Below are 14,077 nucleotides of genomic sequence, written 5' to 3' on the forward strand. Positions count from 1 at the left end.
GACGCTCATGGACTTCGGACTCGTCCTCCAGACCGACCCGCCGGCCTCCCGTGTCATCAGCCTGATGCAGCGCGCCGAGCGCAACGGCTTCACCTACGGCTGGACCTTCGACTCCGCCGTGCTCTGGCAGGAACCCTTCGTGATCTACAGCCAGATCCTGTCGAGCACGGACCGGCTGAAGATCGGCCCCATGGTCACCAACCCGGGCACCCGCACCTGGGAGGTCACCGCCTCCACCTTCGCCACCCTCAACGACATGTTCGGCAACCGCACCGTCTGCGGCATCGGCCGCGGCGACTCCGCGATGCGCGTCGCGGGCCGCAAGCCCAACACCCTCGCCCGCATCAGCGAGGCCATGAAGGTCATCCGGGCGCTCGGCCGCGGCGAGGAGGCCGACCTCGGCGGCACGGTGGTCAGGTTCCCGTGGATCAAGCCGGGCGCCGAACTGCCCGTGTGGATGGCCGCGTACGGGCCCAAGGCGCTGAAGATGACCGGTGAGGAGGCCGACGGATTCATCCTCCAGCTGGCCGACCTGTATTTGACCGAGTACATGGTCAAGGCCGTGAAGGACGCGGCCCGCGCCGCCGGCCGCGACCCGTCCGAGGTGAAGATCTGCGTCGCCGCCCCCGCCTACGTCACCGAGGACGACTCGCCCGAGGCACTCGCCCACGCCCGCGAGCAGTGCCGGTGGTTCGGCGGGATGGTCGGCAACCACGTCGCCGACCTGGTCGCCAAGTACGGCGAGCACTCCGCGGCCGTACCCGACGAACTCACCGACTACATCAAGGCCCGGCAGGGCTACGACTACGCCCACCACGGGCGCAGCGGCAACCCCGACACCCAGTTCGTGCCGGACGAGATCGTCGACCGGTTCTGCCTGATCGGCCCGGCCGACAGGCACATCGAGAAACTGAACGTCCTCCGCGAGCTGGGCGTGGACCAGTTCGCCGTGTACGACATGCACGACGCGCAGGAATCCGTCATCGACGCCTACGGGTCGCAAGTGATCCCCGCCGTCAACTCCTGATCCGCTCCTACGTCTTCCGCCCAACCCCCCACTCCTGGTCACCCCTCCCCGCCGTCCCCGGGGAGGGGCGAGTGCCCGCACGGCCTCTCCCGTCCCACCTCGTTCGATTGGCCTGCCCATGACCGACACCGCTCCCACCGCCATACCACCGACCGCCCAAGTCACCCTCGCCGACGGCCGGGTGGAGATCGCCCCCGGTGCGCCGCAGCCCAGTGGCCCCTACGCCAACGAGGACCTGCTCCCGGTCCCGGTGGCCGGACGCACCTGGACCACCTACAACTTCTCCGCGCTGTGGGTCGGCATGGCCCACAACACGGCCTCCTGGACCCTCGCCTCCGGGCTCATCGCCGTGGGCATGGACTGGAAGCAGGCGGTGTTCACCATCGCCCTGGCCAACCTGATCGTGCTGGTGCCGATGCTGCTCACCGGGCACGCCGGACCCAAGTACGGCATCCCCTTCCCGGTCTTCGCCCGCGCCTCCTTCGGCGTGCGCGGCGCCAACCTGCCCGCCGTCGTACGGGCGTTGGTGGCCTGCGGCTGGTTCGGCATCCAGACCTGGATCGGCGGCGAGGCCATCTACTTCCTCGCCGGGAAACTGATCGGCGACAGCTGGTCGAACGCCTCGCACATCGGCGGCTACGCGTGGACCATGTGGCTGTCGTTCGCGATCTTCTGGGCGATCCAGGTCGCGATCATCTACCGGGGCATGGAGACGATCCGCCGCTTCGAGAACTGGGCCGCGCCCTTCGTGCTGGTCGGCGCCTTCGTGATGCTGTGGTGGATGAGCGACAAGGCCGGCGGCCTCGGCCCGCTGTTCGACCAGCCGTCCAAGCTGGGCTGGGGCGGCGACTTCTGGAAGCTGTTCTGGCCCTCGCTCATGGGCATGATCGGTTTCTGGTCCACGCTGTCCCTGAACATCCCGGACTTCACCCGGTACGGAAAGAGCCAGAAGGCGCAGACCTGGGGCCAGGCGCTCGGCCTGCCGACCACGATGACCCTGTTCGCGTTCCTCTCCGTGCTGGTGACCTCGGGCTCGCAGGCCGTGTACGGCAAGCCGATCTGGGACCCGGTGCAGCTGGCCGCGCAGACCGACAGCGTGGTGGGGCTGCTGTACGCGCTGGTGACGGTGCTGGTGGCGACCCTGTCCGTGAACATCGCGGCCAACCTGGTCTCGCCGGCCTTCGACTTCTCCAACATCGCGCCGCGCACGATCAGTTTCCGCACCGGAGCCCTCGTCACCTGTGTGCTCGGCGTGCTGATCTTCCCGTGGAAGCTGTACTCCGACCCGCAGGGCTACATCTTCACCTGGCTCGGCCTGGTCGGCGGTCTGCTCGGCACGGTCGCCGGCATCCTCATCGCCGACTACTGGGTCCTGCGCCGCACCCGCCTGGACCTCACCGATCTCTACCGCACGGGCGGCCGGTACTGGTACGAGGGCGGCTGGAACTGGCGGGCGGTCGTCGCCTTCGTGGCGGGCGGTGTGCTGGCCGTGGGCGGCGCCAGCTTCAAGCCGCTGATCGACGGCCGGCCCATCCCGGCGCTGTCCTCGCTGGCCGACTACGGCTGGGCGGTGGGCCTGGGCACCTCGTTCGTGCTCTACCTGGCGCTGATGCTGCTGAGCGGGCGGAAGGACGCCACCGCGGACCCCGTGCTCTGACGGGCGGCCGGAGGGCGGTCAGCTGGTCCTGCCGCCCTCCAGGGCCCGTACCGCGTCCTTGGCGGCCTTGATGGCCCCCTTGTTGATCTCGTCCGTACCGGGCGCCTTCTTCGTCTCGAAGTCGCTGCCGTTGTACGTGACCACCACCAGCGCGTTGGAGACGCGCACCAGCACCGTGCCCTCGCGCGTCTGCTGCTTGTCCTCGGTGGTGAGGTTCACGACGGAGTACCCGGCGTCACCGATGCCTGGAACATCCCCTCCGCCGCTTTTCTCCGTGATGCGGTCCTTGTACTCCTTCTGTGCCGCCTGGTCCGAGGCGGTTATCTCGAAGGACACGTCGAGCCAGCGGTAGTCGTACCCCTTGAGCGCGTTCCAGGAGCAGGTGCGGCGCAGCTTGGTGTCGGTGGACGGGATCTCCTTGCCGGCCGTCTTGGCGCCCGGCACCAGCGACTTGACCGTCGCCGCCGTCACGCTGCCGCAGGGCGCGGGCGCCCCGGCGTACGTCGTCGACGCGGCCGTCGACGACGGCGCCGAGGGCGACTGGGTCGCCGTCTTCTGGGCGGCCGGCTGGTGCCCGGCGGTCGGCGCCGGGGCGAACGGACCGGACGCCAGCGCCCAGCCGGCCGTGGCCAGTACGGCCACCGGCGACAGACGCGCGGTCAGGGCGAGCGGCAGGGAAAGAGGGGGCACGGCGCACTTCTCGTGGGGGAGGGTTGTGCGGATGGGGGGTCCGCACCGCGGGCGGGGCGCCAGTCTCACATGACTCCCTGTGAGACGGAAGCGAAAACTCGCTCCGTGCCTGCGCGATCACTGAGACTCACCGCCGCCGGGTGTCCGGCGCGCGGTTCGCCGCCACCAGCCAGAGCCCGCCGCGCAGCCGCACGCCGTGCGGGGTCTCGTACGGGCGCAGGGACTCCTCCAGGGCCGCGCGGGTGCCTGCGGGCACGGTGCGGCCCGGTGTGCGGGACAGGACGAAGCCGACCGCGTCCGCCGCGTCCTCGCCCCACACCGTCTCCACGGTCACCGGTGCGATGCCGACGCCCGTCGGCCGCGGGCACACGAACGCCGGCCGGCCGCCCGGCATCAGCGCTCGCACCAGATTGCGGAAGGCGGCCGCGGGATCCGCGAAGAACATCACGCCGCCCCTGCTGATGACCACGTCGTAACCGCACGCGCCGTCCGCGTGCCCGCGCGGGGCGAGCCGGGTCGTGGCCCCGGCGCCGCAGCCGACGTCGGGGACACGGTCGCAGGACGCGACGGCGGCCGCCGCGAACAGCGCGTCGTGGTGGGTGGCCCAGTGGGCGCCGAAGGCGCCGTTCCAGGCCCGCGCCTGGCGAACCCACCCGCACGCACGTGCTGCTCGTGGAGCGCGCCCGCGCGGCCGGCCTCGCCGTCGACCTGACCGTGACCGGCACCGGACGCCCGCTCGCCGCGGCCGTCTACCGGGCCGTCTACCGCATCGTCCAGGAGGCCCTCACCCACGCGGCCCGGCACGCCGGAGAGGCCAGATACGCGTCGGACTCGACTACGGCGACGCGGAGTTGACGGTCCGCGTGGACGACGACCGCATCGCCGACCCGGCCCGCCCACCGGAGCCCGGCACCGGCCTCACCGGCATGCGTGAACGCGTCACCGCCCTCGGCGGCACCCTCAGCGCCGCCCCGCGCGCGGAGGGCGGTTTCTCGGCGCACGCCCGACTGCCCCTCCGGTCCCCGACATCGCTCTCGTCGACGTGCGGATGCCGGTCATGACGGGCATCGAGGCGACCCGAGACGAGTACGTGTTCACCGACGAGGAGAACGCCGCCCACACGGTCGTCAGCCCCTTCACCGCCAAGACCCACGTCAGCCGGGCCATGACGAAGCCCGGCGCCCGTGACCGGCAGGAGAGACGCTAGCCGCCGCTGCAGGAGACGGTCGGCCAGGTCCGGGTGCCGTTGGTCTGGATGGTGACGCCCCAGTTGTTGCCGCTGCCGTTGGGTTTGGCGGTCAGTGTCTGGCTGCTGGGGTAGGTGGCGTCGATGTTCCAGGCGGCGATGATCTTCTCGGGTGACGGGACGTTCATCGTGACGGTCCAGTTGCTGGAGCCGCTGACGGCGACGTTGAGGTTGTAGCGGTCGCTCCAGGACGTGCCCGCGGAGAGGGTCGCCGTGCAGCCACTGCTGCCGCCACCGCCACCGCCCCCCGAGCCGCCGCCCGAACCGGCGTCGCTCAGCGTGAGGCTGGAGTTCCCGCTGCTCTGGTAGCCCTCGGTGGCGAGGATCTGGTAGTTGAAGGTGCCCAGGTTCATGCCGTAGCGGGCCCAGGCGTCGAAGTGGTTGGCCGTGGTGATGGTGCCGCCGGTCCGCTTCGACTGCCGGACGCTCCAGTACTGGTTGAAGGTCCGCGTGCCCTCGATGGAGGGGGCGTTGTACCGCGTCGTCTCGTAGATGTCGTACGTGCCGCCGTCGGTGGTGACGGTGCCCTTGTACGTGCCGGTGGGCCGGTAGGTGCCCCAGTTGTCGACGACGTAGTACTCCACCAGCGGGTTGGTCGTCCATCCGTAGAGGGACAGGTACGCGTTCCCGGACGGGTTGAAGCTGCCCGAGTAGTTCACGGTCCGGCGCGCGCCGGTGGCCCAGCCCTTGCCGGCGACGAAGTTCCCGCTGTTGCTCCACGAGGTGCTGTAGCCGCCGCCGGAGCCCAGGTTCATGGAGGTCGATCCGCCGCCATCGGTCCAGAACGAGTAGAAGTAGCCGTTGTTCGTGCCGGTCTGGTTCGACGTGATCACCGTGTCGGCACGGGCGGTGCCGGCGAGGACCAGCGCAGCCACGACGGCCAGCGCGAGGGCCCAGGTGCTCCTGAGTGTGCGCATACGTGCTTCCTCCTCTCTGACAACGGCGCCAGTGTTGGTCTGCCCCTGTCAAGCGTCAATGGTTTCGGTCGATATTTCGAAATATTCGCCTGGGGAACGGGCGCCTGATCAGCGGCCTCTCCTGCGCACTTGCAGTACGAGGGGTCCTAGATCGAAATCTGAAACGAAGGCTCCGAAACATTCGAAGACCGCTCCGGGCGGGCTCGCAGGGCAACTCGATAGCCTGCGCCGTATGTTCACCACCCGGCCCACCCTCCAGGGCACCTTCGGCATGGTGTCGTCCACGCACTGGCTGGCCTCGCAGACGGCGATGGCCGTGCTGGAGGACGGCGGCAACGCCTACGACGCGGCCGTGGCGGGTGCCTTCGTGCTGCACGTCGTCGAGCCGCACCTGAACGGACCCGCCGGCGAGGTGCCCATCCTGCTCGCGCCGGCGGGCGGCGGGGTGCGCGTGCTGTGCGGGCAGGGCGTGGCGCCCGCGGGGGCGACGGCCGCCCATTACAGGGGCCTCGGGCTGGAGGTCGTACCCGGTACGGGACCGCTCGCGGCGGCCGTCCCCGGCGCGTTCGACGCCTGGATGCTGCTCCTGCGCGACCACGGCACCAAGACCCTCGACGACGTCCTGAAGTACGCCGTCGGCTACGCCGGGAACGGGCACGCGCCCGTGGAGAACGTCGGCGCCACCGTGGAGACCGTACGGGCGCTGTTCGAGACGGAGTGGACCTCCTCGGCCCAGCTGTACCTTCCCGGCGGCCGGGCACCCCGGTCCGGCGAGCTGCTGCGCAACCCCGCCCTCGCCGCCACCTGGAAACGGCTGCTCGCCGAGACCGCCGGGGCCGGGGACCGCGAGGCGCGCATCGAGGCCGCGCGCGAGGTGTGGCGCACCGGCTTCATCGCCGAGGCGCTCGTCCGGCAGGCCGCCCGCCCCACCCTGGACACCAGCGGCGAACGGCACGCCGGCACGCTCACCGCCGCCGACCTCGCCGGATGGTCCGCGAGCTACGAGACACCGGTGACGTACGACTGGAACGGCTGGACCGTGTGCAAGGCCGGCCCCTGGAGCCAGGGCCCCGCCTTTCTCCAGCAACTCGCCCTGCTCCCGCCCGAGCTGCCCCCGTACGGCTCAGCCGACTACGTCCACCTGCTCGTCGAGGGCTGCAAACTCGCCATGGCCGACCGGGAGGCCTGGTACGGGGACGCCGCCGAGGTGCCGCTCGGCACGCTGCTGTCGCAGGCCTACAACGCCGAGCGGCGACGGCTCGTCGGCCCGGAGGCCTCCTACGAGCTGCGGCCCGGAAGCCCGGACGGGCGGGCGCCCCGGCTGCCCGTCCACGCGCGCGTGACGGCCGACACGGAACCCGGCTTCAACCCGATGGGCGTCGGCGAGCCCACCGTGATGAAGACCCCGGGCGAGCCCGAGATCACCGCCCACGGCGGCACCCGCGGCGACACCTGCCACCTCGACGTCGTCGACCGCTGGGGCAACATGATCGCCGCCACACCCAGCGGCGGCTGGCTCCAGTCCAACCCGGTCGTCCCCGAACTCGGCTTCCCGCTCGGCACCCGCTTGCAGATGACCTGGCTGGAGGAGGGCCTGCCGAACACCCTCACCCCCGGCCGCCGCCCCCGCACCACCCTCACCCCCTCCCTCGCGCTGCGCGACGGCGTGCCCGTCATGGCCTTCGGCACCCCCGGCGGCGACCAGCAGGACCAGTGGCAGCTGCACTTCTTCCTGGCCGTCGCCGTGCGCGCCCCCGTCCGCGGCGGCCTCGACCTCCAGGGCGCCATCGACGCCCCGAACTGGCACAACGACAGCTTCCCCAGTTCCTTCTACCCGCGCGGCAGGCGCCCCGGCAGCCTGACCGTCGAGTCCCGCCTCGACCCCGGGACCGTCGCGGAACTCCGGCGCCGCGGCCACGACGTCACGGTCGGTCCCGCCTGGTCGGAGGGCCGCCTGTGCGCGGTGGCCCGGGATCCGCGGAGCGGGATCCTGTCGGCGGCGGCCAATCCGCGTGGAATGCAGGGATATGCGGTGGGACGGTGACCCCGCTTCTTCAACCCGATTCCACCCGCTGTCCACCGGCCCGGCGGGCATTGTCAGTGCCACGTGCTCTCATGGACGCATGATCGGACACACGGAAACCATCGACGAGTTTCTCGACACGTTCCTCACCCACCACGCGGCCGACGTGGAGGAGGCGATCCGCAAGGCGGCCGCGACCGAGATCCTGCCCCGCTTCCGCCGGCTCGCCGCGCACGAGGTCGACCAGAAGAGCGGACCGCACGACCTGGTCACCGACGCCGACCGCCTGGCGGAGCTGTACCTCACGGACCGGCTCGGCGCGCTGCTGCCCGGCTCTCTCGTCGTGGGCGAGGAGGCGGTGCACGCCAACCCGGCGACGTACGAGGCGATCCAGGGCGACGCACCGGTCTGGATCATCGACCCCGTCGACGGCACCCGGCAGTTCGTGCGCGGCGACGACGGCTTCTGCACCCTGGTCGCGCTCGCCCACCGCGGCGTCACCCTCGCCTCCTGGACCTACGCACCCGCCCTCGGCCAACTGGCCACCGCCGCACGGAGCAAGGGCGCCTTCCTGGACGGCGAACCGCTGCACGCCGGCACCCCCGCCCCCGGCCGGGACCTGCGGGTCGCCACCTCCCACCCGGACTACACCACCGACGAGCAGAAGCGCGCCCTGCTCGGCCTGTGGACCGCGGGCGTGGCCCCGCGCCCGTGCGGCTCGGCCGGCCTGGAGTACCTGGCCCTCGCACGCGGAGAGTTGGACGCGACCGCCTTCTCCTGGGAGGCGGCCTGGGACCACACGGCAGGCCTGCTGCTGGTCGAGGAGGCGGGCGGCGACCACCGCACGCTCACGGGCGAGCCGTTCCGCATCACGGGTGGCAACACCCTGCCCTTCACCGCCGCCCGGGACGCGGCCACGGCCCGCCGCGTGGTGGAACTGCTGCGCACCTCGGCCTGACCGTCCCGCCACCCGGCCGAACCCACCCGCGCCGGGCACCGTCGGCGCCCCGGCATATGCTGAGCCCGAGTGGCCATCGGCTGACGAAGGGGTCCGAAGGTGCCGTCGATGCTCGATGCGGTCGTGGTGGGTGCGGGACCGAACGGCCTGACGGCCGCCGTGGAACTGGCCCGCCGCGGCTTCTCCGTCGCCCTCTTCGAGGCCCGCGACACCGTGGGCGGGGGAGCCCGCACCGAAGAGCTCACCCTGCCCGGCTTCCGCCACGACCCCTGCTCCGCGGCCCACCCCCTCGGCATCAACTCGCCGGCCTTCCGCGCGATGCCCCTGGAGCGGTACGGCCTGAAGTGGCTCCATCCCGAGCTGCCCATGGCACACCCCTTCCCGGACGGCACGGCCGCCGTGCTGGCCCGGTCCGTCGCCGAGACGGCCGCCTCCTTCGGGCCGCGCGACGCGGGCGCGTACCGCAGGCTGCTCGAACCGTTCCTCGGCCGGTGGGACACCCTGGCCCGTGACTTCATGTCCCTGCCGCTCACCGCGCTGCCCCGGGACCCCGTCACCCTCGCCCGGTTCGGCCTGGCCGGGCTGCCGCCCTCCACCTGGCTGATGCGCCGCTTTTGCGACGAGCGCGCCAAGACCCTCTTCGCCGGTCTCGTCGCCCACGTCATGGCCCCCCTCAACGGTTTCGCCACCGGCGCCATCGGACTGGTCTTCGCGCTGTCCGCGCACGCCCGCGGCTGGCCCGTGGCCCGCGGCGGCTCCCAGTCCGTCTCCGACGCCCTCGCCGCCTACCTCGAGGACCTCGGCGGCACCGTGCACACCGACTACGAGGTCAAGCGCCTGGACGACCTGCCACCCGCCCGGGCGTACGTCTTCGACACCTCGCCCACCGCACTGGCCCGCATCGCCGGCTTCGGCCGCTACTACGACGGCTACCGCTACGGCCCCGGCGTCTTCAAGATCGACTACGCGCTGGACGGCCCGGTGCCGTGGACCGCGCCCGAGGCACGCCGCGCCGGCACCGTGCAGATCGGCGCGAACAGCGCGGAGATCGGCACCGCCCTGCGCGCGGTGTTCCGGGAGGGCCGGGCGCCCGACCCGCCGTTCCTCATCACCGTGCAGCCCGGCGTCGCCGACCCCACCCGGGCCCCCGAGGGCAAACAGGTCTTCTGGGCGTACGGCCACGTGCCGCACGGTTGGACCGGCGACCTCACGGACGCCATAGAGCGCCAGCTGGAGCGCTTCGCCCCCGGCTTCCGCGACCGCGTCCTGGCCCGCGCCACCGCGGGCCCGCCCGAACTGGCCGCCCGCAACGCCAACTACGTGGGCGGCGACATCGCCTCCGGCGCGGTCTCCGGGCTACAGCTCCTGCTGCGCCCCAAACTGTCCCTGTTCCCGTACCACACCCCGCACCCGGCCGTCTTCATCTGCTCGTCGGCCACCCCGCCGGGGCCCGGCGTGCACGGCATGTCGGGGCACAACGCGGCCAAGGCCGTGTGGAGGAGGCTGCGGCAGGCATGACCACCATCACCCTCGTGCGCGGCGACATCACCCGGCAGACCGCCGACGCCATCGTCAACGCGGCCAACTCCTCCCTCCTGGGCGGCGGAGGCGTCGACGGCGCGATCCACCGCCGCGGCGGCCCCGCGATCCTCGAGGACTGCCGAAAACTCCGCGCCTCGCACTACGGCAAGGGCCTGCCCACCGGCCAGGCGGTCGCCACCACCGCCGGTGACCTGGACGCCCGCTGGGTGATCCACACCGTCGGCCCGGTCTGGTCCGCCGCCGAGGACCGCTCCGGACTGCTCGCCTCCTGCTACCGCGAATCACTCAGAGTGGCCGAGGAGGTCGGCGCCCGCACGGTCGCCTTCCCGGCCGTCTCCACCGGCGTCTACGGCTGGCCGATGGACGACGGCGCCCGCATCGCGGTCGAGACGGTCCGCGCCACCGACACGACCGTCGAGGAGGTCCGGTTCGTCCTCTTCGACGAACGGGCGTACGAGGCGTTCGACAGCGTGATCCGCTGAGCCGAGCGGCCCCGGCAGCCCGCGGGCCATCCGATCCGGGCAGACGCAGCACACGCAAGGTTGATGTCGGATTCCCGCCAGCCCGGCCGGTGCGGCTGCGGGATCCTGGACGCATGCAGACAGGGATGCACGCCGACCGGGAGCGCTGTGTGCGCGCCGTGCAGTCGAAGGACGCCCGCTTCGACGGCTGGTTCTTCACCGCCGTCCTGACCACCCGTATCTACTGCCGGCCCAGCTGCCCGGTCGTGCCGCCCAAGCCCGCGAACATGACCTTCTACCCGAGCGCCGCCGCCTGCCAGCAGGCCGGCTTCCGGGCCTGCAAACGCTGCCGCCCCGACACCAGCCCCGGCTCCCCGGAGTGGAACCAGCGCGCCGACCTGGTGGCCCGCGCCATGCGGCTGATCGCCGACGGGGTTGTGGACCGCGACGGCGTGCCCGGCCTCGCCGCCCGCCTCGGCTACAGCACCCGGCAGGTCGAGCGCCAGCTCCTCGCCGAGCTGGGCGCCGGCCCGCTCGCGCTCGCCCGCGCCCAGCGCGCCCAGACCGCCCGCCTGCTCATCGAGACCACCGCGCTGCCCATGGCGGAGATCGCCTTCGCGGCCGGATTCTCCTCGATCCGCACCTTCAACGACACCGTCCGCGAGGTCTTCGCCCTCGCGCCCGGCGAACTGCGCGCCCGGGTACCGAAGAAGAACGCCCCCGGTACACCGGGGACACTCTCGCTGCGGCTGCCCTTCCGCGCCCCGCTCAACCCCGACAACCTCTTCGGGCACCTCGCGGCCACCGCCGTACCCGGCGTGGAGGAGTGGCGGGACGGCGCCTACCGGCGCACGCTCCGGCTGCCGTACGGCCACGGCATCGTCGCGCTGACCCCCGCGCCGGACCACATCGCCTGCCGCCTCACCCTCAGCGACCCGCGCGACCTGACCGTCGCCATCAGCCGCTGCCGCCGGCTGCTCGACCTGGACGCCGACCCGGTCGCCGTCGACGACCAGCTGCGCACCGACCCGCTGCTCGCGCCCCTGGTCGACAAGGCCCCCGGCCGGCGCGTCCCACGGACCGTCGACGAGGCGGAGTTCGCCATGCGGGCCGTGCTGGGCCAGCAGGTCTCCACGGCCGCCGCCCGCACCCACGCCGCCCGCCTGGTCACCGCGCACGGCAAGCCCGTCGACGACCCCGAAGGCGGCCTCACCCACGTGTTCCCGCCCCCGGAGGCCCTCGCGGCCCTCGACCCGGAGGCACTGGCGATGCCCCGCACCCGGCGCACCACCTTCACCAACCTGATCAGCCAACTCGCCGACGGTTCCCTCCACCTGGGCCTGGAGAGCGACTGGGCCGAAGCCCGCGCCCGGCTGCTCGCCCTGCCCGGCTTCGGCCCGTGGACGGTCGACGTCATCGCGATGCGCGCGCTCGGCGACCCCGACGCCTTCCTCCCCACCGACCTCGGAATCCGGCGTGCCGCCCAGGAGTTGGGCCTGCCCTCCACCCCGGCCGCCCTCACCGCACGCGCGGCGGCCTGGCGGCCCTGGCGGGCGTACGCCGTGCAGTACCTGTGGGCGACCGACAGCCACCCGATCAACTTCCTCCCCGTATAAGCCTGTACAGGCCCGTACAGGCCCTTACGGACCCGTGCAAGCCCGGACGCGACCGTGCGAGGACCAGCCATGAACACCAAGCAGCACACCGTCATCGACAGCCCCTACGGCCCGCTCACCCTCGTCGCCGACCACGACGGCGTCCTGTGCGGCCTCTACATGACCGACCAGCGCCACCGCCCACCCGAGGAGACCTTCGGCGACCGCGACGACACGCCCTTCGCCGAGGCACAGGACCAGCTCAATGCCTACTTCACCGGGGAGCTGAAGGACTTCAGCCTCGAACTGCGCCTGAACGGCACCCCGTTCCAGCGCAGTGTCTGGGACCAGCTGCGCCGCATCCCCTACGGCGAGACCCGCTCCTACGGCGAACTCGCCGAGGCCCTCGGCAACTCCGGCGCTTCCCGGGCCGTGGGCCTGGCCAACGGCAGGAACCCGATCGGCATCATCGTCCCCTGCCACCGGGTGATCGGCGCGGGCGGCTCCCTCACCGGCTACGGCGGCGGCCTCGACCGCAAGCAGCGCCTGCTGGACTTCGAACGGGGAACGGCGCTGTTCTAGCCCTTCTCACCGCTCAGCCCGCTCAACAGCGCGGGCAGGGCGGTGCCGATCGGTTCGCGGACGACCTCGTCCGCACGGTCGTCGTACGGGGTCGGTTCGGCGTTGACGATGATCAGACGCGCACCGTGGTCCGCCGCTACGCCCGCGAGGCCGGCGGCGGGCTGGACCTGGAGGCTGGTGCCGACGGCGATGAAGATCTGGCAGGCCTTGGCGATGGCGGCGGCCTGGCCGAGGACGACCGGGTCGAGGTGTTCGCCGAACATGACGGTCGCTGATTTGAGGATCCCGCCGCACTCCAGGCACGGTGGATCTTCCTCGCCGGCCTCGACCCGGGCGAGGGCGTCCTCCATGGGCCCGCGGACATGGCAACGGGTGCACACCACGCTCCGCGCGCTGCCGTGCAGTTCCAGCACCTTGCGGGCGGGCATACCGGCGAGTTGGTGCAGTCCGTCGACGTTCTGTGTGATGACCCTGACCGGAACCCCGGCCCGCTCCAGCTCCGCCACCGCCACGTGCGCGACGTTCGGCTCCGCCTCGAGCGTCCGGTTCTTGCGCCGCATCTGCCAGGACTGACGCCGGATCTCGGGATCGCCCATGTAGTACTCGTACGTCACGAGCTTCTCGGCCTCCGGGTCCCGCCGCCACAGCCCGTTCGGCCCGCGGTAATCAGGGATCCCGGAATCCGTGGAGATACCCGCTCCACTGAGGACGGCGACAAGAGGCTTGCTCATGCGCCGAGAGTAGGACGCCCGGCTGTTCGCGGCGAATGGATATCCTGGCGCGCCCGTGCGGTCCGCGGCCGGTCGGAGGGGACAAGGGGTTGGTCAGGCGAAGTCACGGCCGGAGGTTGTCCCAGGCCCGTACCGACCTCTCCTGGAATGACGAGTGGACGGATGCCCTGCCCGCCGGCGGTCAGGTGAGGCCGGTGAACCGGGGCAGGGCCCGTACCAGGTCGGAGGGGAGGGCGATGCCGTCCTCGGTGGACGGGTCGACCGCCAGCCACAGGTCGTCATCCGGCCAGTTCACGGCCAGCTCGACGACCGGGATCCTGATCGCCGTGGCCGGGTCGGCCCCGGCGGCCGCCAGTGAGTCGTCCGACGTGAAGACGGGGACGTACCGGTTGCCGTCCTGCTCGATCACCGGCAGGGCGAGAGCGCCTTCGGGTGGCTGCTCACCTTCGGGTGGCAGCGTCTGCGGAACCAGGGCGACGCTGTTCGCGAGATCGATCAGCGCGGCCTGGGTGTCCTCGGCCGCCGCGGTCGCGTCGACCTGTGCGTCGCCTTCGGGATGCGGGTTGCTCATGGGATCGTCCTCCTCCATCGCGTCCACGCACGCACCGACGTCCATGTGCGCGCCCGACGGCCCGAGTCCCTGCGCAG

At 72.0% G+C, this 14,077-nt stretch carries 12 protein-coding genes and 3 pseudogenes; 10 read left to right on the forward strand and 5 right to left on the reverse strand.

Annotated elements, in window-relative coordinates; all coding sequences use genetic code 11:
- Positions 1-7 precede the first annotated feature (7 nt).
- Together ACFY01_RS25650 and ACFY01_RS25655 are read left to right on the forward strand one after the other, a co-directional pair.
- Positions 8-1,027 (forward strand): TIGR03842 family LLM class F420-dependent oxidoreductase, encoded by a 1,020-nt coding sequence (locus ACFY01_RS25650; RefSeq protein ID WP_390738072.1) that lies wholly within the window; start codon positions 8-10, stop codon positions 1,025-1,027.
- Positions 1,028-1,145: 118 nt separating this feature from the next.
- On the forward strand, positions 1,146-2,684 hold the full coding sequence (locus ACFY01_RS25655; RefSeq protein ID WP_390738073.1) for an NCS1 family nucleobase:cation symporter-1: 1,539 nt from the start codon (positions 1,146-1,148) through the stop codon (positions 2,682-2,684).
- Between the two features lie 18 nt (positions 2,685-2,702).
- Here the strand turns inward: ACFY01_RS25655 and ACFY01_RS25660 are convergent, their stop codons facing one another.
- Entirely contained in the window at positions 2,703-3,374 is a 672-nt protein-coding gene (locus tag ACFY01_RS25660; RefSeq protein WP_390738074.1) for a hypothetical protein, read from the reverse strand.
- A gap of 127 nt (positions 3,375-3,501) precedes the next feature.
- Positions 3,502-4,017, reverse strand: a pseudogene (locus tag ACFY01_RS25665) (class I SAM-dependent methyltransferase); the annotation flags it as partial.
- A 2-nt stretch (positions 4,018-4,019) separates the two neighbouring features.
- On the opposite strand from ACFY01_RS25665, the pseudogene ACFY01_RS25670 reads away from it, so the two are divergent.
- Positions 4,020-4,435 (forward strand): annotated as a pseudogene (locus ACFY01_RS25670) (sensor histidine kinase); the annotation flags it as partial.
- A gap of 41 nt (positions 4,436-4,476) precedes the next feature.
- Positions 4,477-4,581 (forward strand): annotated as a pseudogene (locus ACFY01_RS25675) (DNA-binding response regulator); the annotation flags it as partial.
- Here ACFY01_RS25675 and ACFY01_RS25680 read toward each other — a convergent pair.
- On the reverse strand, positions 4,578-5,537 hold the full coding sequence (locus tag ACFY01_RS25680; RefSeq protein WP_390738075.1) for a glycoside hydrolase family 11 protein: 960 nt from the start codon (positions 5,535-5,537) through the stop codon (positions 4,578-4,580). The pseudogene ACFY01_RS25675 and the gene ACFY01_RS25680 sit on opposite strands and share 4 nt — an antisense overlap.
- 232 nt (positions 5,538-5,769) lie before the next feature.
- Between ACFY01_RS25680 and ACFY01_RS25685 the strand changes: the two genes are divergently transcribed.
- The 6 genes from ACFY01_RS25685 to ACFY01_RS25710 all read left to right on the forward strand — a co-directional run bounded on the left by ACFY01_RS25685 (position 5,770) and on the right by ACFY01_RS25710 (position 12,698).
- Positions 5,770-7,581: a gamma-glutamyltransferase family protein gene (locus tag ACFY01_RS25685; protein ID WP_390738076.1), complete on the forward strand. Its 1,812-nt coding sequence runs from the start codon at positions 5,770-5,772 to the stop codon at positions 7,579-7,581.
- Between the two features lie 79 nt (positions 7,582-7,660).
- Positions 7,661-8,518, forward strand: a complete 858-nt coding sequence (locus ACFY01_RS25690) for an inositol monophosphatase family protein (RefSeq protein ID WP_390738077.1) — start codon at positions 7,661-7,663, stop codon at positions 8,516-8,518.
- Positions 8,519-8,626: 108 nt separating this feature from the next.
- Complete coding sequence (locus tag ACFY01_RS25695; RefSeq protein ID WP_390738078.1) at positions 8,627-10,036, forward strand: phytoene desaturase family protein; 1,410 nt, start codon at positions 8,627-8,629, stop codon at positions 10,034-10,036.
- On the forward strand, positions 10,033-10,542 hold the full coding sequence (locus tag ACFY01_RS25700; RefSeq protein WP_390738079.1) for an O-acetyl-ADP-ribose deacetylase: 510 nt from the start codon (positions 10,033-10,035) through the stop codon (positions 10,540-10,542). Before ACFY01_RS25695 ends, ACFY01_RS25700 begins: the two co-directional genes overlap by 4 nt.
- A 125-nt stretch (positions 10,543-10,667) precedes the next feature.
- The gene (locus ACFY01_RS25705; RefSeq protein WP_390738251.1) at positions 10,668-12,137 is read left to right on the forward strand and encodes an AlkA N-terminal domain-containing protein; all 1,470 of its coding nucleotides are present in this window, start codon (positions 10,668-10,670) and stop codon (positions 12,135-12,137) included.
- Between the two features lie 69 nt (positions 12,138-12,206).
- The gene (locus tag ACFY01_RS25710; RefSeq protein WP_390738080.1) at positions 12,207-12,698 is read left to right on the forward strand and encodes a methylated-DNA--[protein]-cysteine S-methyltransferase; all 492 of its coding nucleotides are present in this window, start codon (positions 12,207-12,209) and stop codon (positions 12,696-12,698) included.
- On the opposite strand, the gene ACFY01_RS25715 is transcribed toward ACFY01_RS25710, so the two are convergent.
- Together ACFY01_RS25715 and ACFY01_RS25720 are read right to left on the reverse strand one after the other, a co-directional pair.
- Positions 12,695-13,429, reverse strand: coding sequence for an NAD-dependent deacetylase (locus ACFY01_RS25715; protein WP_390738081.1), 735 nt, complete (start codon positions 13,427-13,429; stop codon positions 12,695-12,697). The two genes, ACFY01_RS25710 and ACFY01_RS25715, sit on opposite strands and share 4 nt — an antisense overlap.
- Positions 13,430-13,610: 181 nt before the next feature.
- Positions 13,611-14,000, reverse strand: a complete 390-nt coding sequence (locus tag ACFY01_RS25720) for an SseB family protein (protein WP_390738082.1) — start codon at positions 13,998-14,000, stop codon at positions 13,611-13,613.
- Between the last annotated feature and the right edge of the window lie 77 nt (positions 14,001-14,077).

This window comes from Streptomyces sp. NPDC001480 (assembly GCF_042894725.1).
GTDB lineage: Bacteria > Actinomycetota > Actinomycetes > Streptomycetales > Streptomycetaceae > Streptomyces.